Genomic DNA, 19,624 nt, shown 5'->3' on the forward strand with positions numbered 1-19,624 from the left:
GGGAGGAAGCCGCTCCCGGCCTGCCCCCCTCTCCGATTTGCAACGCTTGTTCACGTGAAGCTGCTAGAGAAGCGAATCCGCGAATGCCGCCAGCTTATTCGTTGTCTCCTGATCCGCCGGATTCCGGTTCAGCTGCACGAACATCTCCCGCAGATCCGGCGCGCTGCGGAGTACCGCCGCCCGATTGGTCGGGTTGAGCAGGTTTTTTCCGAAGCCGTCGAGCACGACGTCGATGCTGTCGTTTTGCTTCTCGAATGAAGTCAGCTTAGCCAGCGCAGCAGCCGCGGATACGGCAGCCACGCACTGATGGAAGCTTGCCTCATCCTCGTCCATGTCCTTGCCGAAGCTCGATGCTACCTCTCCCAATTGATAGCGAAAGGAATTGTCGGCGATTTGCTGCACGAAGCGCAATCGTTCGTCGCTGTCGCTCCGAGCCCGGATATTGTTGATTAGGACGATGCCTACAATGACGATGACGACGGATAACGCGGCGATCAATAATTTCGGATGCTTCATTCGGCAGCTCCTCTCGATGTATCGTCACGGTGATTTTCGTTCATGCGCAGCTGCGGAGATTGCCCTGCACGGCCTTCGCCTCTCCAGCGTTCTTCTCCAGCAGCCTTGTCAGCCTGCAGGCCTCAGTCGTAATCCAACTCTTTCACGAAATAAAGCACCAGCTCGTCGTCGACGCTTACCGTCTGGCCGGGCGTTACTTCGCTGTCGCGATACATGACGCCATTCCCGTCCGGAATGTAGCCTCTTTGACAATAAATTCGCTGCGCGGCGCCATAATCCTTGTACAAACCGACGCCGATGCCGATTCGATTATGGTCCATGCCGACGATTCGCTCGAATTCATCCATCAGCTTATTGGCCGTCCCCCGCTTCCGGAATTCCGGAAATACGGTCATATCATTGATCTCCGGGATATGCTTGTCCCTGAAATACGGATACGAGGACGCATATTTCAAGTGCGCGCAGCCAACCACCTGTTCTCCGGCCAAGGCCAGCAAGGTAATGCGCGTTCCGGCAGCATTTTCGAGCAAGCACTCGTCGTAATAGGCTTCAGGACGGTGCAAGCGATGTGTTTCGAACGCGGTCTTCCACAGCGTCTTCAGCGCTTCGCTGCCGAGCGGCTCGAGCGTAATATCCATCCTTCCCACTTCTCCTCCCATGCGTTCTTCCCGTCGCGCCAGCTGCGGCGAGCAGCAGGCTACCGCCGACGGTCTACCTTTTTTCTATTACCCAATAGCGCTGCCATCCTCGATTCGGTCCTCATACGTTTGCTTCAAAATCCCCCGCTTCACCGAGCGGCCAATGAGCTCCTGGGCATAGCCCCACAAATTATCCGAGCCCTTCGCGATCTCCCGATTGCGCTTCAGGACCATCTCTTCGGTAATCTTGTACCGCTGCCACGAATCGCCATCGTTATGGTGATTGTGAATGAGCGGCTGCAGGCGGTCGAGCGATGCCGCGAATCGCGCCTCCGCGGTCTCCTTGGCTTCGAACTCCTGCCAAAGCTCGAGCAGCTCCCGTTCCTGTTCGATAGGCAGCAGGCCGAAGATTCGCGAGGCCGCAAGCTGCTCCCGATCCGCTTTGTCTTCCTGCCCCTTCGTGTCGTACGCGAACGTATCGCCGGCATCGATTTCGACGATGTCGTGGACGAGCAGCATTTTGATGACTTTCAAGAGGTCGATGTCCGCGTTCGCTTCCTTCCGCAAAATCAGAGCCATCATGGCCAGATGCCACGAGTGCTCCGCATCGTTCTCGAGCCGGTCTCCGTGCATGATTTTCGTTTTGCGCTGAATCGTCTTCAGCTTGTCGATTTCAATCAAGAACCCCATCTGCTGCTCCAACTCCGCCGCTGCCACGTTTCCGCCTCCATTATGTCCGATTAGTACCGTCTCTAACGATAATCTTAGCATAACTTGGAAACGGACAAGTCCACCGATTTGCATGAAAGCCGAATAGACTTGTTTTTTGAGGTATGCGATCCGCGTAAATATCACTTCCTATCATAATTAGGTTTGCAAAACATAGATAATGTAGAAATTGTAAAGTTACATGTTCTTCGGCATCTGCTGCCGCTCATGACATCCGCTGCCTATTAAAAAAGGTACAGCCGCAGGAAGTTCTGACGGCTGTACCTCTGATATTGGGAAGCAAACGGATTGGCAAACCCAAGCTTCCCTTGCTTGATCTCTCGCTTAACGCTGAATCGGCTCGATCCGGTACAGTCCGGATTCGCCAGGATTCTCCTCGCGTACCGCCCATCCGAACGACAGAACGGACAGCAGCCGTTCATGCTCGGCGGGCGTCAGCGATGCAACGACGGCTTCGTTGCCCGCTTCCAGCACCAGCTCCGGCTCCTGCGCGAAGGCGACGTTGATCCAGGAACGGATGCCGCGAACGGTGTTGTATTTGATGCCGTAGTCTTCGCGCACTGCCCGTTCGAACGTCTCCGGATGAGCAGCCGCGAAGTCCGCCAGCTGTCCATACTCGAACTGGTAGATGCTCTCGTCGGCCGGCAGCCCGTCGCGTTCCCGCACGCGCCGCAGCACCTCGTCATCCGACCAGCCCAATCTCCGCAGACCTTCCAGCATTAGCGCATCCCACTGGGACAGCTTGACCTTCTCTTCCATTGACGGTTCCTCCTTGTTGGGCCAATCGGCCTTTATTCATGCGCACATGCGAAGCCAATCAATAACCGGCCACGAAATGGCCCGGGCTTACTTCTTTCAGTTCATGATCCCCGCCGACCGCGGCGCCTCGCGGATCATAGATCAGCGGGCTGCTCGTGCGGGCCGCGCGCGGATCGGGAATCGGAATCGACGACAACAGCGCCTGCGTATAGGGATGCAGCGGATTCTCGTACAGCTCGTCGCTGTCCGCCACCTCCACGAGACGGCCGCCGTACATGACGCCGATCCGATCGGAAATATGGCGCACCATGGACAAGTCGTGGGCAATGAACAAGTAGGTCAGGCCGAATTCAGCCTGCAGATCCTCGAGCATATTGATGACCTGCGCCTGGACGGATACGTCGAGCGCCGAGATCGGCTCGTCGCAGACGACGAAGTCCGGCCGCACGGACAGCGCGCGCGCGATCGAGATCCGCTGCCGCTGGCCGCCGCTGAATTCATGCGCGTACCTGTACATATGCTCGCGTTTCAGCCCTACCCGCTCCAGCAGAGCGCCGACGCTTTCCTTCCGTTCCTCGTCGCCCTTGTGCAAGCCGTGAATGTTCATCGGCTCGCCGATCAGATCCAGCACGTTCATGCCGGGATTGAGCGACGAATACGGATCCTGGAAAATCGTCTGGATGCGCCTGCGGTACGGCTTCAATTGCTTGTCCCCGAGCTTGGAGAGATCCTGCCCGTCGAACAGCACCTCGCCCGCCGTGTAGTCGTACAGCCGGATGAGGCAGCGTCCGACGGTCGACTTGCCGCTGCCGGACTCGCCCACGAGGCCGAATGTCTCGCCCCGGCGAATCTGGAAGCTGACGCCGTCGACCGCCTTCAGCACGTCCTTCGAACGCCCCCAAATATCCGTGCCCTTCGTAAAATGCTTCTTCAAGTTCCGTACGTCCACCAGCACATCGTTCTTGGCGCTCGGAGCCGCACCGTTATTGCTGCCGGATACCTTATCGTTCACTAAGATCTCGCTCATAGCACCGCTTCGCCCCTTTCCGCCAGCGCCTGCGCAAGCGTCCCTTTGCCGCCTTCCAGAAGCCAGCATAACGAGCGATGCTCGTCTCCTTCAGTCTCGAGCATAGGCGGAAGCTCCTTGCATTTCTCGAATGCGTACGGACACCGTTCCCTGAACGGGCAGCCGGGCTCCGGATCGATCAGATCCGGCGGCGATCCCTCGATCGGCACGAGCCGTTCGCGGTTCGCGCCTCCGCGCTGCGGCAGCGACCGAAGCAATCCTTGCGTGTACGGGTGGCCCGTCCGATAGAAAATATCCTCGACGCTGCCTTCCTCCATGACCATGCCGGCGTACATGACGACGACGCGGGTGCACACCTTGGCGACGACGCCGAGATCATGCGTGATGAGCACGATCGCGGTGTCGGACTGCTCCTTCAGCTGCGAGAGCAGGTCGAGCAGCTGCGCTTGGATCGTCACGTCCAGCGCCGTCGTCGGCTCGTCCGCGATGAGCAGCTCCGGGTTGCACGAGAGCGCCATCGCAATCATGACGCGCTGGCGCATGCCGCCGCTGAATTCATGCGGGTACTGCTTCACGCGGCGTTCCGGCTCGTTAATGCCGACCTTGCGCAGCATCTCGACCGCTTCCCGGAGGGCGGCATCTTTGCCTAACCCTTTATGCCTGCGAAGCACCTCCGCGATCTGAAACCCGATCGTCTTGACCGGGTTGAGCGACGTCATCGGATCCTGAAAAACCATTGCTATCCGGTTGCCCCGGAGATGGCGCCATTTCTTCTGCGGCAGCCCGCGCAGGCTCTCGCCCCGGAAACGAATCTCGCCGCCCAGCACTTCGCCCGGCGGGGCGATCAGATCCATGATCGCCTTGGCCGTGACGCTCTTGCCGCTCCCCGATTCGCCCACGATGCCCAAGGTATCGCCGGCGCCGACGCGGAAGCTCACGCCCCGCACGGCCTGGTTCTCGCCGGCCCGGGTATGGAAGGACACTCTCAAATTGTCGACCGTCAGCAGCTGTTCTGTCATCGTCTCATCACTCCTTTGCCCATCGGTCGCCGTGCGTCAGCGTTTGCCAAGCTTCGGCTCGAAGCCGACCCGCAGAATATCGCCCAGCACGTTGAAGCTGAGCACCGTCAAGAAAATCAACAAACCCGGGAAAATCGCCAAGTACGGCGAAGAAAACATAAGGCCTTGCGCGCCGTTCAGCATGCTGCCCCACGTGGCGTTCGGCGCTTGCACGCCGAAGCCGAGGAAGCTCAGCGAAGACTCCATCATGATCGCCGATGCGACGTTGTTCGTCGCGCTGACGATAATGACGGACACCAGGTTCGGCAGAATATGCCGGCGGATAATACCGAACGAGCTTTGCCCCGACGCTTTGGCGTAGAGGACGTACTCCCGCTCCTTGAGCGTCAGCGTCTCCGCGCGCACGATACGCGAGATGTTCATCCACATCAGGAGCGATATGATCACGATCAGGTTGCCGATGCTCGGCCTCAGGTAGATGCTGAGCAGCAGCAGGATCAAGAAAGACGGAATAGACATGATGATTTCCACGAAACGCATGAGCAGGCTGTCGATCCAGCCGCCGAAATACCCGCTGATCACGCCGACCGTCACGCCGATGCCCGTCGACAGAATCATCGCCAGAAATCCTACCGTCAGCGACACGCGACCGCCGTACAGCGCACGCGCGAAATAATCTCTTCCGTAATCGTCCGTGCCGAACCAATGCGCCGCTCCGGGAGGCTTCAGCTTCTCCACCACGTTCATTTCGTTCGGGTCCTTGGACGACAGGAACGCGAAGGCCGCCGCCAAAGCAAACACGACGAGCACAAGGATCGCGACGATCCCCGCCTTGTTCGACATCAGCTCCGCGCCGACATTGCGCCATTTGGTCCGATTCATGTGCTCACCTCGTTGTTTTGATTCTTGGATCGGCAAAGCCGTACAGGATGTCCGCGAGCAGGTTGCCGATGATCAGCAAGAGGGAAGAGAACAGCGTAATTCCCAGGATCACGGGATAATCCATTCCCCGCACCGCCGTCATGCCGAGCGAACCGATGCCCGGCCAGGAGAAGACGGTCTCCGTCACGATCGCCCCGGTCACCAGCTCGCCCATGGACATCCCGAGTAGCGTGATGATCGGCAGCAGGACATGCTTCATGACATGACGGAACAGAATCGTCCGCTTGCCGGAGCCGAACGCGTACTGAATTTGCACGTAATCTTCTTTCAGCTGGCTGATCGTGCTGGAACGTATGTACCGCACGTACGTGGACAAGAAGCTGATCGCCAGCACCGAGCATGGCAGGATGCCGTGCTTGATGACGTCGAGCGCGCTATTCTTGCCGATCGTGCGCATGCCCAGGCTCGGCAGCCAATGCATCTTGATGGAGAAGAAATAAACGAATAAGATAGCGAGCCAAAACAGCGGTACCGAAATACCGATGTACGCGAACAGGTTCACGAGCTTATCGACCCATTTGTTGCGGTTCGAGCCCGCCGCGAGGCCGAGTGGAATCGCCAGCAGCACCGCCAGCGCGATCGCCGAACCCATGAGCCCCGCCGTCGCTGGCAGCCGATCCAGGATTTGTTTCAATACCGGCAAATGATTGACGAGCGAGTAGCCCAGATTGCCCGACAGGCTTTCTTTCAGCCACTTGCCGTACTGCACGTAGGCCGGTTGATCCAAGCCGAGATTATGGCGGATGCGTTCGATGTCGGCCTGGTGGATGTTCGGCGGCAGGAATGTTTTCACCGGATCTCCCGGCGCCGCCTTGACGAGCGCGAAACAGATCAGCGATACGAAGAAGATCATCGGTATGGTTTGCAGGAGTCTTCGGATAATCAATTGTCTCATTGGCTTGCTCTCCTTGCTGCGTCTTGCCCGCCGCGCATCGTCCGCGTTGCGCCCTTTGACGCCTAGTCTCTCTCGCTGTAAGGCCGTTGGGCCCGTCAATATGGCAAAAAAATAAGCTGGATGTACCAGCTTATTTTCTCGCTCATCCTTATTTCAAATAAAGTTTGGATGGATCTTCGAAGATAACGACCGGTTTCAATATCGCTTGATCCAAACCGCCGTATTTCTTGTCGATGGCTACGATCGTTTTCGTGTACGCGATCGGATAAACCGGAGCGTCTTCCGCCGCGAGTTCTTGCAGCTTCTTGTAAATCTCGCCGCGCTTGGTCGCATCGCCTTCGGCAGCGCCTTGTTGGAACAGCGCGTCCACTTCTTTGTTGGAGTAGTGGAAGTAGTTCGCGTCTCCGCCCGTCGTATAGAGAATGCTGTACGCGTCAGGGTCGTAACCCATGATATAGCCGCCAGCCGCCAATTCGAAGTCGGTCGCTTTCAGGTCCGAGAATTTCGTGCCATACGCGGAAGCGTCGAGAGCGTTGATTTGAACGTCCACGCCGACGGCTTTCAGCTTCTGTTGTACGTACAGCGCGATCGCTTCTTGTGCTTTGTTGCCGCTCGACGTGATGAAACGAAGTTTCAAGTTGCTCACGCCAGCCGCTTGAAGCATTTCTTTGGCTTTGGCCGCATCGTTGTCGAAGCTAGCCACGTCGTTGTCGAAGTAAAGGTTGTCGGAAGCAAGGATCGATTTGGCCGGATCGGCATAATCGCCGGACACGTATGCCGTCGTAATCAGTTCCTCGCGGTTCAGCGCGTAAGACAGCGCTTGGCGAACTTCCTTCTTGGCCAGCACGCCCGTGTCGCTGTTCTGGTTGAAGAGCAGGTAGGACAGTCGGCCTTCGCTATAAGGCTGGATATCGAAATTGTTCGTTGCTTGAATCGTCGATACGTCTTGCGGATCGAGGTACTTGACGTTAATCTCGCCGTTCTGAAGCGCCAAGTTAGCCGCGTTCGTGTCTTTCGCGATACGGTACGTGATGGAATCCAGATGCGGCTTGCCGCCGACATAGTTGTCGAAACGATCCAGCGTTACGTATTCGCCTGTCTTGTATTCTTTGAACTTGAACGCGCCGGAGCCGACCGGGGCAGCGTTCTTCGTGCTCTTCTCGATGTCAGCTTCGTTCTCGAAGATATGTTTCGGAATCGGCGATACTTGCACGAGCGTCGCTTCGAATGCCGGGGCCACTTGCGGCAGCTTGAATTCTACCGTCGTATCATCGACTTTGACCGCTTGGATCGGTTTGCCGTTAATGATGAAGTTGCCGCGCAGGAAGCTGTTTTGCTTCTCGTCAAGAATCTTGTCGATCGTGAACACGACGTCGTCGGCCGTCAGCTTCTCGCCGTCATGCCAAGTCAGTCCGCTCTTCAATTTCAATGTATAGGTCAATTTATCCGCGGAGAGCTCCAGGCTGTCCGCCAGATAGAAGGTTTTCTTGCCATTATCCACTTGGAACAGAGGCGCGTACAGCGCTTGGTCGATCGTCAGGCTGACACGGTCGCCGGCGTAATTCGGATTCAAGATGACCGGATCCGCGCCTACTGCGATGATCAGGCTTCCGCCGTCTTTCGGTTGACCGTCTGCGGCATTCTGCGAATTGTCGGTCGCCGGCGTGTTGCCGGATGAAGAATTCCCCGTATTGTTGCTGTTATTGCTGTTGCCGCAAGCACTAAGAAGCAGTGTCAATGTCAGCAGTACGACTACCCCAACTAAACCTTTACGTTTACGCATGGTGTCTCTTCCTCTCTTGTCTCTCTCGCTGTCTAGCAATCTCCCAGTATTGTATACCGGTTTACTCGGGATTACAATCGGGAAATTAATACCAGTTGCCGGTATGCCTTTTTCGAGTCGAATGTGGTTATTATCCCACAACTGGCAGACATTTATCATGTTGTTCACAAAAGATTCGACATTTGACGTCAAATTGGAACATTTTGATAGGCCGGTCCGTCTTCAAGAATAGAATAAAGACGGGCAGCAAAGCGCATCCTTAGCAGCGACGGGGACCGTCCAAATCATGACAGGGGCTGATGATCATTTCGTACGCCATCGCATTCATCGTATCCTTCTTCATCGTGTATCTCCTCATCCCGCCGCTCGGCAAACTGGCATTCCGCCTGGATTTCGTGGACAAGCCCAGGCAGGGCGTCGAGCGCAAAATCCACCGCAAGCCGATTCCCCTGACAGCCAGCTATGCCATCTTCGCCGGCTTCATGGCGACGTATTTGTTTGCGATGAAGGGATTCACGATGCAGACGGGGGCAATCATCCTGGGCTCGCTGCTGCTGCTGGCGATCGGAACCGTCGACGACTGGTTCAAGACGCGCGGCAAGGATTTTCCGACCTTGCCCAAATTTCTCGTGCAAATCTCCGCCGCGGTCATCGTGTACGCTTCCGGCATCACGTTTAGCGGCTTCTACAATCCCATTAGCGGCGTCTTCGTTAATTTGCCGGAATGGCTGCAATTCGTCCTGACGATTCTCTGGATCTTCGGCGTCACGACCGTCATCAACTTCTCCGACGGCATGGACGGGCTGGCCGGCGGCCTGTCCGCGATATCCGGCGTTACGCTCTTCGTCGTCGCTTTGGCCAAGGGGCAGTCCGAATCCGCCATGATGGCGATCATCCTATGCGGCGTCACGGTCGCGTACCTGCGGTACAACAAGCCGCCGGCTCAGGTGTTCATGGGCGATGCGGGCGCGACGTTCCTCGGATTCATCCTGGCCGTCATCGCGCTCGACGGCGCGTTCAAGCAGGCGACGGTGCTCTCGCTCTTCATTCCGATCCTGGCGCTCGGCGTGCCGATTTTCGATAATCTGTTCGTCGTCGTGAAGCGCTTCTTCATGGGCAAGCCCATCTATCAGGCCGATGCCAGTCAGGCGCATTACCGTCTGCTGCGCGCGGGCCTCAGTCCGAAGCAGGTCGTCGTGTTCCTCTATCTGATCAACGGATGCATGAGCTTGTCTTCGATTATATTGCTGCTGCTGCATGTTTGACGGCAATCGCGGCTTGGCGGTCAGAGCGCTGCGCCGCCGGGACGGGCGATTGACCGCTGATAAAAAGAGCTGCCCGAAAGCCAGTTGGCTTTCGGGCAGCTCTTTTTGCTCCACGCGCTTCGAATCATTTCAAACCAACGAAGGCTCTTAACGCGTAATCGCGGTTTATCCAGCCTGCGAGAAACTTCTGCTGCGCGCCGTCTTGCTTCACGCGGGCATAGCGGGAATCCAGCCTCGACTGGAGAACCTGCTTCGCCAATGCATCATGGTTGGCTAACGGCTGCTTCAGGAATGCCGTCTCCGTAGCCGCGCCCCAGTCGCCATCCCCTGCTGCGCCTATCGCTTGCTGCAAGAACTTAACGGCACCGCCCTTATCTCCGCTGCTGCCGTACCCCATATTCGCGAGCGTGTCGAACATGACCATGGCCAGCTTCTCGCTCATGCGATTGCAGCTTATGGCTAACCAATAGTCATTGTAGTAGATGTCGGACGCTTCGGCATCCTGAATTAATTTCACGCTTTTATCGCGCTGTCCCTTCTTCTTGAGGTACTGCGAATATTCGCCCTGAGGGATGCCGCGGTTGGTTTTGGTGCCGGCATCATAGGAATCGTTCGTCAACAAGCCTTCCTTCTCCAGCGTGAAACGATAGATTTTGGCGAAGGTCGCTTGGTTGGCCAGCTTTATCGCGGAAGATGCCCCCGCCGTTGCGGCGGTGTCCGTAACGAATCGCACATAAGCTTTGCTGACATACCCAGTCACGCTGCCGGAATGGATCAAGTACCAATCGCCCTCGATCTTGTAGACATCGACCGTTGCGCCTTTCTTCACGCTGCTGATCACGGTCCCTTCGTTCGAGGCCTTGCTTCGGATATTAAGCGCGCCCTGCGTCACGATCAGGCCCGTTCCGATCTTCGCCGCCGGCTGACCTGTCTGCGATGGCGCTGCAGGTTCTGCTGGTTCTGCCGGTTTCGCCTGGTTCGCGTTCGAGGCCGGCGTCGGCACGAACTTCACGTAGTCTTTGCTTGCGTACCCGACGACGGTGCCGGTTTTGATCAAATACCAGGCCTGTTCGGTCTTATAGACGTCCAGCGAAGCGCCTGTTCTGACGCGCCCGACGACCGCGCCGTCTGTCGATGGCCGGCTGCGGATGTTGAGATTGGCGTTCTCCGTAATGACGGTGCCTGTCCCGATCTTCGCCGCCGGCAGATCCGGCTCCTTCGGAGAATCAGTTACCGGTTCCGGCGCGTACTTCACGTAATCCTTGCTCACATAGCCAACCACATTACGGGTCTGGATCAAATACCAGGCGCCCTCGATCTTGTAGACATCGACCGTGGAGCCCCTGATTGCGCTGCCGACGATCGCTCCTCCGGTCGACGCCTGACTGCGGATATTCAGATTGCCGCTCGACGTCACGACCAGGCCCGTCCCGATCTTCGTCCCGGGCAGGCTAGGCTGCCCCGGTGCCGCCGGGTTCGGCGAGCCGACGACCAGCATCAATTCATGATGGACGCCGTCCGTCGACTGAAGCGTAAACCCCAGCCCTGCCTGCGCGGCTACGGCCACGAGCGAGGGACTCACGAAAGTCATGCCGTTGAGCGCGTTCCCCTTCTCATCGGTGACCGATGCATCGAAAGCAATGCCTTTCGTGTGCGGCGCTTCGTAGCTTGGGGCAGCTACTTCCGTGCCCAAGACATGCTTCGCTTTCTCGCCGGCTTTGCAGGCATTCAGCGGAGCAGACACGATTTCTTTCAAATGCCGCTGATATTCGAAGGGTCTATAGGCCGAGTTATAGGTAATCTTCCAGCCTCTATCGCTCAGCAGCTGCTCGTATTTCTTCTTCGCTTCCAAGAGATCGGGGCTTACCCCGTCCCAAATAACCGTACTGCCGGCCTCCATGCTCAGCGCGAGCGGATCGGTCATCACCGACATGCCGGGACATATAGGTGCCGCCGCTGCTTCGGCGTTCTCGCCTTGAAGCATGGGGAGGGCGAACAAAGCGAGCATACCTGCCAGCATGATTTTCAACGCCTTTGTCATCCTTACCAAGACACCCCCTCGAGAATGAATCGGACCATAATCGAAAAACCTGCATAGGATCTTATTCGGCAGTTCGCTGCGATTTCTAAATATTCCCTCATAGATTAGCATAAAATGGCTATCTGTTAATAGCATTAATTCCCATAGTCTCGCATTTAACGAGAGAGTCGCCAGGGATGCGTGCTAGAGTACGCCGTCCTCGGCACATACCAAAAAACCCGCGCATAGATTCGATCTACGCGCGGATTCTGCCTAAGCATCCCTATTCTTTTACGCTTCCCAGCACGATGCCTTTCATGAAGAATCGCTGCAGGAACGGGTACACCAGCAGGATCGGCAGCGCGCCGAGGAAGATTTGCGCGGCTTTGGCGGTTCGATCGTTGACCTCCGCGAGCGATTTCATGTCCGAGGAGGACATCAGCGTCAGGTCGCGGTTGATGACCACGGTCTGCAGATAGCTCTGCAGCGGGTAATGGTCCGGCGAGTTCATGTAGATGATGCCGTCGAACCAGGAGTTCCAGTGGCCGACCGTCGCGAACAGCGTAATCGTGGCGAGCGCCGGCAGCGAGAGCGGCAGGAAGATCCGCCATAGCGTCGTCCAATGGCCGGCTCCGTCCATGAACGCCGCCTCCTCCAGTTCCTTTGGCAGGCCGCGGAAGAAGTTCAGCAGCAGAATAACGTTGAACACCGGCACGGCGCCCGGCAGCACCATTGCCCAGAGACTATCCATGATGCCCGTGTACTTGACCGTCATATAGAGCGGGATCAGCCCGCCGCCGAACAGAATCGTGACGACGAAGATCCAGGCGTAGAGCGTGCGCATCGGAAATTTCCCGACTTCCTTCGCCAGCGGATAGGCGACGAGCACCGTCATCAGCATATTAAATGGCACGCCGACCCCAACGCGTTTCAGCGTGACGATAATGGATTTCCAGAACGCCGCCTTGTGCGTCACGAAGTCGTAAGAGCTGAGCGTGAATTGGACGGGCCACAGCTTGACGTACCCCGCTTGGGCGGCGTTGCTCGAGCTGAAGGACAGCGCCAGCACGTGGATGATGGGCAGTATGCAGGCGATTCCCAGACACAGGAGGAAGACGTAGTTGAATCCTAGAAACAGCCTTCGGCTAAACGTATAATGCTCCAGCATGTCCCTTCGCTCCTTCCTCTAGAAAATGCGGTATTTGGCGAAACGGTAGGCCAGATAATACGACACGGAGATGAAGATCAGCGACACGACCGATTTGAATACGCCCACCGCCGTCGCGACGCCGAACTGCGCGTCGACCAAGCCGATGCGGTAGACGAACGTATCGATGATGTCACCCGACTCGTACACCTGCGGGCTATATAAATTAAACACCTGGTCAAACCCGGCGATTAATACGTTTCCAAGACTAAGGGTCGTCAGCAGGATAATGATCGGCATCATGCCGGGCAGCGTGACATGCTGCGTCTGCTTCCAGCGTCCCGCTCCGTCCATGATCGCCGCTTCGTACAACGTCGGGCTAATGCTCGTCAACGCGGCCAGATACACGATCGTATTGAATCCGAATTCCTTCCACGTATCCGTAGCCACGAGCACATAGCGGAACCAGCCGTTGTCCCCGAGGAAATAAATCGGCTGAATGCCGACCCAGCCAAGCACCTGGTTGACGATGCCGTCCGTCGGCGACAAGATATCAATCAGAATGCCGCCCAGAATGATCCACGACAGAAAATGGGGCAAATAAATGACCGTCTGGATGCCTCGCTTGAACGCTTCCTTGCGCACTTCGTTCAGCAGCAGCGCCGTCACGATCGGGGCTACGAGCCCGACGACGATTTTCATAAGCGCGATCAGTACGGTGTTATAGATAATCCGGCTGGATTCCGGCATTTCCAGCACGTAGCGGAAGTTATCGAGACCCGCCCATTTGGAATGGAAGATGCCTCTCGCCGGCACGAACTTCTCGAATGCGATGACGAGCCCCAGCATCGGGCCGTAACAGTAAATGACGATGAGGATCAGTCCCGGCAAAATCATCAGGTGCAGCGGGAGCCGCTCGCTCCGTTTCTTCCATGACATGGCGTTGTTCCTCCCTGCTCCGCTTCATTCGTAAGGCAAAGGCAGGGGAAGTCGACGCCTCCCCCGCTTGCCCGCCGATGCATCCGGCGTCTTACTTGCTCTTCGCCCAATCGTTGACTTCCTGCGTGATCTGATCGCCGCCGAGCTTCTTCCACTCGGTCACGAACTTATCGAAATTGTCGAGCGAGTCGCCCATGATGATCTTCGTGAACGTCTCGATCTCGCGCTTCTGCAGGTTGGAATCCTTCTCGACCATCGCCGGCGTCGGCGCGCCGTAGAACTCCGGCATCTTGAGCTGGCTGTTGTTAACGTAGCCGTCGATGACCTTGAACGAGCCTTCCTTCGCGAAAATCCGTTCATACGCCCAACCCAGCGCGTCTTTGCTCGTGCCGTCGAGGAACGCGGCGATCTTGCCGTAGTTGTCCTTCTCCTCGGCATTGAGTTTCGACGTATCCTTGCTGTCCATCGCCGCCGTCACGTGGAGGTAGATATCCAAGTTTTTACGCGATGGCCATGCTTGGAACGGCATCATCTTGAACTTCTCGAAGCCGTCGCCCGTGATGTAAGCGGCATAGTTCTCTGGCGTCGTGGTCTCGCCCCAGGCGGTCTCGACGAACAGATTGATCGCTTTGAGTACCGCTTCCGGGTGCTCGGCGCCTTTCTTCACGGCAAAATATTGCCCGGTCGCAAAGCCGACCTGCGGCGTCACCGGCTGGTCGTCGTTCGAGACGAGCGGGTACGATTGCCACTGCGCGTTCGCGTTGTTCTTCTTGTTGTCCACGAGCGGGAAGAGCGGGTTCCACATCTGGCCGAATTCCATGCCGATGCGGTCGGAGGACGTCAGCTCGGCTTCCTTCCCGCCGTCCTTGACGCCGAATTCCTTATCGATCTGGCCTTTCTTGTACAGCTCCTGCAGCGTGCCGAGCGCGGCCTTCATCTCCGGCTGAATGCTGCCGTATACGATATTGCCGCTCGCGTCCTTGATCCATTGCTTCGGATAGGCGTGGAAACCGTTCAGAAGACCGGTAATATCGGCGAAGCCGCCGTAGAGGTCTTTGTTCATCGCGATGCCGTACGTATCGTTTTTGCCGTTGCCGTCCGGATCCTGCGTCGTGAACGCGTCCGAAATCTTGAGCACGTCGGCCATCGTCTTCGGCGGTTCCAGCCCCAACTTGGTGAGCCAATCGGTCCGGATCCAGATCATGCCCGCGCCGTCCATGGAGGAGCCGGTGTTCGGAATCGCCATCAGCTTGCCGCCGAAGGTTGCCGACGCCAGCGAGGACGGGCCGTCCTGGTTCAAGATCTCCTTGAGGAAAGGCGAAGCGTACTTGTCATAGACCGCCGTCAGGTCCTCCAGCTCGCCCGCGTCCTGCAGCTGCTGCAGCTGCTTCGCGTTGACCGGAATGATTTCCGGCAGATCGCCGGAGGCGATGGAGACGTTCATCTTCTGCTCGCCTTGACCGCCCGGCTGGTCGCCGCTGACGACCCAGTCGTATTTGATCTTGATGCCGAGCTTCTCTTCGAGCGCCTTGGTCCACATGTTGTTGTCGATCGTTTGGCCTTCCATGAATTTATAGGTGTCGTTGATGATCCGCACGCTGCTGAGCGTAATCGGCGGGTCGTACTTGCCGAGAAACGGATCGCCCTCCGCCGGCGCGTTGGCCGCGTCGTTCGGCGCATTCGCCGCGTTGTTGCCGGCGTTCGCCGCATTGTTGGCCGGCGCCTTGCCGTTATTGCCTGAAGTGGAAGCATTGTCGGGTTCATTGTTATTGTTGGAGCCGCAAGCGGTTGCAAGAATCAGCAAGGACGCCATCGCAGTCGCCGCCGTCCACTTTACAGTCTTTCGCATTCTTGAATCCCCCTTTAGATACGATCTTCCTTCCCTTTCAGTTTAGAAGACAGCGCTTTCAATCTCTATGGCACAATCTATAGATTTCTACTCTCCTGTATAGAATGTGCCGGCGGCACGTGTCGGCCGGCAGTCCCTTACTATTCCCGGTACCGGAATTCCTGAGGCGTCACATGCAGCCTCTTCTTAAAGAAGCGATTGAAATACCCCGCCGTCTCGAAGCCGACCTGTTCGGCAATTTCGTGGATCTTCAGCGACGTCGTTGCCAGCAGCTCCTTCGCCTTCTCGATCCGCGCCTCCGCGATATACTCCGACAAATTCCCGCCCGTCTGCTGTTTGTACAGCACGGATAGATAAGCCGGGTTCAAGTAAACTAGCTCGGATAGCCGCGTAAGCGACAAGTCGCCCCCAAGATGGGCGCGAATGTGATGATGCAGCTTCGAGATCAACTGATGCGTCCGCTCCGTTTGCAGCGATTTACGCTTGGCGTAGATACCGGATGCGGTGCGCAGGAGCAGCTGGAGCGCCGCCTCCCGGCTCTGGTGGGCGGTCAGGTTCATGAGCGAATTAATCGCGCCGATGTCCTCTTCGCCAGGCTCGCTCTGTCCCTGCGTCAACTGGCTCAGCAGCAAGCTCGCGATGCCGTAATAGGCGATCGCAAAGTCGGCATAACGGTCGGGAAGCGACGTATATTGCCGCACCGCTTCCTCGAACTCCGCCTCGCTCCCTTCCTCCAGCAGGCGCTCCAGGTTCGAGCTCAGCACGCGCATCGGCGGCATCGGGAAAGGCTCTGCCGGCTTCTCGCCTTCTTCGCCGGGATTCCACAGCAGCAGCATGCGATCGCGAGAGCCAAGACCGACGATAAGCCGCTTCTTCATGCTTTCGTAGACGCCGGACAGCGCCGTCCAGGCAATCGGCTGCACGCAGCATACAAGCGAGACGTTCAGCTTCAGCAGCCGCTCGCAGGTATGCTGAACGGACTCCATGGTTCCTTGCACGAAGCTTTGCGTTTGCTGCCAATCATCGCCGCCTTCGCCTTCTGGCCCTTCGGCACCGGTGGCGGCACCTTCCGCATGCGGCTGCATCAAACACATGAAATGATGCATATCCATGCTCACGGAGAAGAAAGCGAGCGGCGCATAATATTCCGCTGCAATGTTTTGCACCGCGTACATCAATGCCCGATCCCGATAACCGGCCCCTTCCGGCCAGTCGATCCGCCCGATGAGCGGTATGAGGGTCGATCCGCTTCGCAGCGAGATGCGCAGCTCCGCAAGCTTCTCGTCCGTAACGGCCGGCGCCTGCAGCTCCAGCACCGATTGCAGCCAATCGCGGTGAAGCAGGGGCATGGCTTCGCTCATGCGCAGCCGGGCCTGCAGCAGGAAGCCTTCGCTTGCCGATTCCGCATCCAACGCCGCGACCGCTTTGCGGATACTGCGCTCGATGGCCTCGTCGCCCTCGGTCTTGAGGATATAGTCGATGGAGCCGGAACGAATCGCATGCTGGGCGGTTTCCAGCTGATGAATGCCCGTCAGGAAAATGATTTTGCAGCGCGGCCACTGCGCCGCGATTCGCTTCTGCAGCTCCAGACCCGTCATGCCCGGCATCCGTACGTCGCTCAGCACGATGTCGATCTTCGTCCTCGCCAGCCATTCCAACGCTTCTTCCGGCGCATACGCCCGGTACAGGTCCAACTCCAGATCCTCGATCTCCTCGATCATTTCGTAAAGACCGTCCACCGTGAAACGCTCGTCGTCAACGATCAATAAGCGATACATCTTCTCCGCCTCCCTCTCTTGGAATCGTGATCGTCACCTTCAGCCCCTGTTCGGCGCCCAGGTCGAGCTTCAGCCCGCCTCCGCCGTAACGGATGATAATCCGCCGATGGACGTTGAGCAGCCCCGTATGCTCCGTGGGCTCCGCCTTGTCCTGCAGGCTTGCCTGAAGGAGACGCAGCTTGTCCACGCTCATATCGTCGCCGTTGTCTTCGATGACGATATCGATCGCGCGCTCCCGAATGCGGAAGCCGACGGATATGAGTCCGCCTTTTCGCTTGTTCTCGAGACCGTGGTTGTAGGCATTCTCGATGATCGGCTGCACGATCAACCGCGGCACGGGAAAGTCTCGGATGCTCTCCGGCACTTCCTCGAAAGCCACCTCGATACGCTCGGAGAAACGGATGGACTGAATCTCCGCATACGTACGGGCATGATGGATTTCGCTGGACAAGGGAACCTCGCCTGCGCCATCGCGCGTGATGTACTGAAAATATTCGCCGAGATGCTTGGTGAAATAGATGACATTGTCATGGTCCCGCTGCTTCGCCATCCGGTACAGGATGAAGTAGCTGTTGTACAAAAAATGCGGATTGATCTGCGACTGCAAATGCCGCAGCTCCGCCAGGCGCGCCCGGTACTGCTGTTCGTACACCTCGTGCACCAGCACGTCCAACCGGCGCACCATGCCGTTGAACTGCCCGTACAGATAGCCGAACTCATCCTGCAGCGGGTAATGCAACTCCTGATTGAACTGCCCCTGTTCGATGCGCCGGAAGGAGCGGACGAGCCGCTTGAGCGGCATATGAATAATCAGGTAGATGCTGTATGAGAACAGAATCACCAGGACGACCGACACGACCGACAAGACATAGAACCAGAAACGGTACACCTCCAGCGAGGCGTTGACTTTGTTCTCGGGCACGTACATGAGCAGCGTCATATCGAGCCGCTGCGAATGATTGGACACGAGAAGAAACGATTCGCCTTTCCAGTCGACGGCTTGAAGCTGGTCCTCCGCCGCATGCTCGCCTGCCTTCTTAAAATCCCGCACGAGTTCCCCGTCGACCGCCGTCGCGCCGCCCGTAATGATAAACGGCTGCTCGTCGCCGACCAGCGCCGTGCGTCCGCCCTCGTTCGTGAATTTCTGCAGGGCTTGTTCCAGCTCGCTTCGAGATATTTCCACCGCCAGCAGAAAGACCGGCTCCTGGTCGCCGGCTATGGCCGGATCGGGATTCGGAAGACTGATGAACATCCGGTTGTTCCATACCAGGAACGGGGCTTCGAACCGGTTCGTCGACTTGTTCAGCCCCTCGAACTCTTCCGTATTGAAGCTGCCGATGACGTTGTCGTTCGCCGAGACGGTCCGGTTCATTTGAGGAATGAAAGCGATTGCATTTTCAACGAACTTACTGGAGCTTTTCAGCTGATTGAGCCGATTCTTCAAGCGCAGCTGCGCCTGCATCTTCTCGATCTCGGTCATGAACTCGGAGGCGGACGAGAGCTTCAGCAGATCGTCGTCGTTGACGTATTCCTGCAGCTGCCGAATGACGCTGTCCAGGTCGAATTCCAGCATGTTCATATAGAGGGAGGTTCGAGAGACGAGGGAATCTGTAATCTCTCTTTGGACGTGATTGGAGCCGACCTCGTTCATTCGCCAGCCAATGATGTAGAGCGGGGTAAGCGTAATAAGGAAGGTGAGGACGAGCTTAGGCAAAATCGATACGGAAGCCAAACGCTTAAGGATGGACAAAGCTTGAACGCCTCCCGAAAGTTGGTTAACATTCCCTAACTATAGCAAAACTAGGAGACGAAGGGTATGGACGTCATTACCAAGTACCTCCGGGAAAAAGGCATGTCTGTCTCCTTCCCACACTAACTATTTGTTAGCAGCTTGATATATAATTGTAGCTGCTTCATAATAGTAGATGTATTGAAAAGAACGCTTTGCTGAATGTTTTACCGTACGCGTTTGTTTCTTGTTTTCCTACGTCCCGGCCACAGATATGGCCTCTACGGGCATCACCCATAACGCTTGTCTCGCCGGGTTTCCCGGCTCCGCGGCTCCGCCGCAAAACTTAGCTTATGCTTCCGATGTAGTTTTGCTTTCTCGCCGGGTCCCCCCCGGCTTCGCGGCTTCGCCGCAAAACTTAGCGTATGCTTCCGATGTAGTTTTGCTTGTCTCGCCGGGTTCCCCGGCTTCGCGGCTCCGCCGCAAAACTTAGCGTATGCTTCCGATGTAGTTTTGCTTGTCTCGCCGGGTTCCCCGGCTTCGCGGCTCCGCCGCAAAACTTAGCGTATGCTTCCGATGTAGTTTTGCT

Annotated in this window: 16 protein-coding genes; 1 reads left to right on the forward strand and 15 read right to left on the reverse strand. The window is 57.2% G+C overall.

Translation table 11 applies throughout. The annotated features are described in order from the left end of the window. Window positions 1–63 precede the first annotated feature (63 nt). The 9 genes from AC0YNU_RS26810 to AC0YNU_RS26850 all read right to left on the reverse strand — a co-directional run bounded on the left by AC0YNU_RS26810 (window position 64) and on the right by AC0YNU_RS26850 (window position 8,308). Window positions 64–516, reverse strand: a complete 453-nt coding sequence (locus tag AC0YNU_RS26810; protein ID WP_475761994.1) for a hypothetical protein — start codon at window positions 514–516, stop codon at window positions 64–66. A gap of 122 nt (window positions 517–638) precedes the next feature. Further along, window positions 639–1,154 carry a GNAT family N-acetyltransferase gene (locus tag AC0YNU_RS26815; protein WP_475761996.1) on the reverse strand — a complete coding sequence of 172 codons (516 nt, stop codon included), beginning with the start codon at window positions 1,152–1,154 and terminating at the stop codon, window positions 639–641. A gap of 87 nt (window positions 1,155–1,241) precedes the next feature. Further along, window positions 1,242–1,844, reverse strand: coding sequence for an HD domain-containing protein (locus AC0YNU_RS26820; protein WP_475762027.1), 603 nt, complete (start codon window positions 1,842–1,844; stop codon window positions 1,242–1,244). Window positions 1,845–2,207: 363 nt separating this feature from the next. Continuing rightward, a complete protein-coding gene (locus tag AC0YNU_RS26825) occupies window positions 2,208–2,642 on the reverse strand; it encodes a hypothetical protein (RefSeq protein WP_475761998.1) in 435 nt (144 codons plus the stop codon). Window positions 2,643–2,700: 58 nt separating this feature from the next. After that, complete coding sequence (locus tag AC0YNU_RS26830; protein WP_475762000.1) at window positions 2,701–3,669, reverse strand: ABC transporter ATP-binding protein; 969 nt, start codon at window positions 3,667–3,669, stop codon at window positions 2,701–2,703. Further along, window positions 3,666–4,688: an ABC transporter ATP-binding protein gene (locus AC0YNU_RS26835; protein WP_475762002.1), complete on the reverse strand. Its 1,023-nt coding sequence runs from the start codon at window positions 4,686–4,688 to the stop codon at window positions 3,666–3,668. Before AC0YNU_RS26835 ends, AC0YNU_RS26830 begins: the two co-directional genes overlap by 4 nt. 36 nt (window positions 4,689–4,724) lie before the next feature. Further along, window positions 4,725–5,570 (reverse strand): ABC transporter permease, encoded by an 846-nt coding sequence (locus tag AC0YNU_RS26840; RefSeq protein WP_475762004.1) that lies wholly within the window; start codon window positions 5,568–5,570, stop codon window positions 4,725–4,727. A 4-nt stretch (window positions 5,571–5,574) separates the two neighbouring features. Then, entirely contained in the window at window positions 5,575–6,525 is a 951-nt protein-coding gene (locus tag AC0YNU_RS26845; protein ID WP_475762005.1) for an ABC transporter permease, read from the reverse strand. A 148-nt stretch (window positions 6,526–6,673) separates the two neighbouring features. Further along, window positions 6,674–8,308, reverse strand: coding sequence for an ABC transporter substrate-binding protein (locus tag AC0YNU_RS26850; protein WP_475762007.1), 1,635 nt, complete (start codon window positions 8,306–8,308; stop codon window positions 6,674–6,676). A gap of 299 nt (window positions 8,309–8,607) precedes the next feature. Between AC0YNU_RS26850 and AC0YNU_RS26855 the strand changes: the two genes are divergently transcribed. Further along, window positions 8,608–9,573 carry an MraY family glycosyltransferase gene (locus AC0YNU_RS26855; protein ID WP_475762009.1) on the forward strand — a complete coding sequence of 322 codons (966 nt, stop codon included), beginning with the start codon at window positions 8,608–8,610 and terminating at the stop codon, window positions 9,571–9,573. A gap of 124 nt (window positions 9,574–9,697) precedes the next feature. On the opposite strand, the gene AC0YNU_RS26860 is transcribed toward AC0YNU_RS26855, so the two are convergent. The 6 genes from AC0YNU_RS26860 to AC0YNU_RS26885 form a co-directional block, all read right to left on the reverse strand. Then, entirely contained in the window at window positions 9,698–11,614 is a 1,917-nt protein-coding gene (locus tag AC0YNU_RS26860; protein ID WP_475762011.1) for an SH3 domain-containing protein, read from the reverse strand. A 262-nt stretch (window positions 11,615–11,876) separates the two neighbouring features. Beyond that, window positions 11,877–12,761 carry a carbohydrate ABC transporter permease gene (locus tag AC0YNU_RS26865; protein WP_475762013.1) on the reverse strand — a complete coding sequence of 295 codons (885 nt, stop codon included), beginning with the start codon at window positions 12,759–12,761 and terminating at the stop codon, window positions 11,877–11,879. A gap of 18 nt (window positions 12,762–12,779) precedes the next feature. After that, window positions 12,780–13,679: an ABC transporter permease gene (locus AC0YNU_RS26870; protein ID WP_475762015.1), complete on the reverse strand. Its 900-nt coding sequence runs from the start codon at window positions 13,677–13,679 to the stop codon at window positions 12,780–12,782. 91 nt (window positions 13,680–13,770) lie between these two features. Further along, complete coding sequence (locus AC0YNU_RS26875; RefSeq protein WP_475762017.1) at window positions 13,771–15,528, reverse strand: extracellular solute-binding protein; 1,758 nt, start codon at window positions 15,526–15,528, stop codon at window positions 13,771–13,773. 140 nt (window positions 15,529–15,668) lie between these two features. Next, entirely contained in the window at window positions 15,669–17,306 is a 1,638-nt protein-coding gene (locus tag AC0YNU_RS26880; protein WP_475762019.1) for a response regulator transcription factor, read from the reverse strand. After that, the gene (locus AC0YNU_RS26885; RefSeq protein WP_475762021.1) at window positions 17,284–19,056 is read right to left on the reverse strand and encodes a sensor histidine kinase; all 1,773 of its coding nucleotides are present in this window, start codon (window positions 19,054–19,056) and stop codon (window positions 17,284–17,286) included. The genes AC0YNU_RS26880 and AC0YNU_RS26885 overlap by 23 nt, the downstream gene beginning before the upstream one ends. Window positions 19,057–19,624: the final 568 nt, after the last annotated feature.

This window comes from Paenibacillus sp. J31P316 (genome assembly GCF_056269105.1).

What these genes read in the sequence shown, in the direction of transcription:
- AC0YNU_RS26820 (WP_475762027.1), bottom strand. Translation starts at nt 1,844, where the DNA reads ATGGGGTTCTTGATTGAAATCGACAAGCTGAAGACGATTCAGCGCAAA.
- AC0YNU_RS26810 (WP_475761994.1), bottom strand. Translation starts at nt 516, where the DNA reads ATGAAGCATCCGAAATTATTGATCGCCGCGTTATCCGTCGTCATCGTC.
- AC0YNU_RS26860 (WP_475762011.1), bottom strand. Translation starts at nt 11,614, where the DNA reads ATGACAAAGGCGTTGAAAATCATGCTGGCAGGTATGCTCGCTTTGTTC.
- AC0YNU_RS26825 (WP_475761998.1), bottom strand. Translation starts at nt 2,642, where the DNA reads ATGGAAGAGAAGGTCAAGCTGTCCCAGTGGGATGCGCTAATGCTGGAA.
- AC0YNU_RS26850 (WP_475762007.1), bottom strand. Translation starts at nt 8,308, where the DNA reads ATGCGTAAACGTAAAGGTTTAGTTGGGGTAGTCGTACTGCTGACATTG.
- AC0YNU_RS26845 (WP_475762005.1), bottom strand. Translation starts at nt 6,525, where the DNA reads ATGAGACAATTGATTATCCGAAGACTCCTGCAAACCATACCGATGATC.
- AC0YNU_RS26865 (WP_475762013.1), bottom strand. Translation starts at nt 12,761, where the DNA reads ATGCTGGAGCATTATACGTTTAGCCGAAGGCTGTTTCTAGGATTCAAC.
- AC0YNU_RS26835 (WP_475762002.1), bottom strand. Translation starts at nt 4,688, where the DNA reads ATGACAGAACAGCTGCTGACGGTCGACAATTTGAGAGTGTCCTTCCAT.
- AC0YNU_RS26815 (WP_475761996.1), bottom strand. Translation starts at nt 1,154, where the DNA reads ATGGATATTACGCTCGAGCCGCTCGGCAGCGAAGCGCTGAAGACGCTG.
- AC0YNU_RS26870 (WP_475762015.1), bottom strand. Translation starts at nt 13,679, where the DNA reads ATGTCATGGAAGAAACGGAGCGAGCGGCTCCCGCTGCACCTGATGATT.
- AC0YNU_RS26875 (WP_475762017.1), bottom strand. Translation starts at nt 15,528, where the DNA reads ATGCGAAAGACTGTAAAGTGGACGGCGGCGACTGCGATGGCGTCCTTG.
- AC0YNU_RS26855 (WP_475762009.1), top strand. Translation starts at nt 8,608, where the DNA reads ATGATCATTTCGTACGCCATCGCATTCATCGTATCCTTCTTCATCGTG.
- AC0YNU_RS26840 (WP_475762004.1), bottom strand. Translation starts at nt 5,570, where the DNA reads ATGAATCGGACCAAATGGCGCAATGTCGGCGCGGAGCTGATGTCGAAC.
- AC0YNU_RS26830 (WP_475762000.1), bottom strand. Translation starts at nt 3,669, where the DNA reads ATGAGCGAGATCTTAGTGAACGATAAGGTATCCGGCAGCAATAACGGT.
- AC0YNU_RS26880 (WP_475762019.1), bottom strand. Translation starts at nt 17,306, where the DNA reads ATGTATCGCTTATTGATCGTTGACGACGAGCGTTTCACGGTGGACGGT.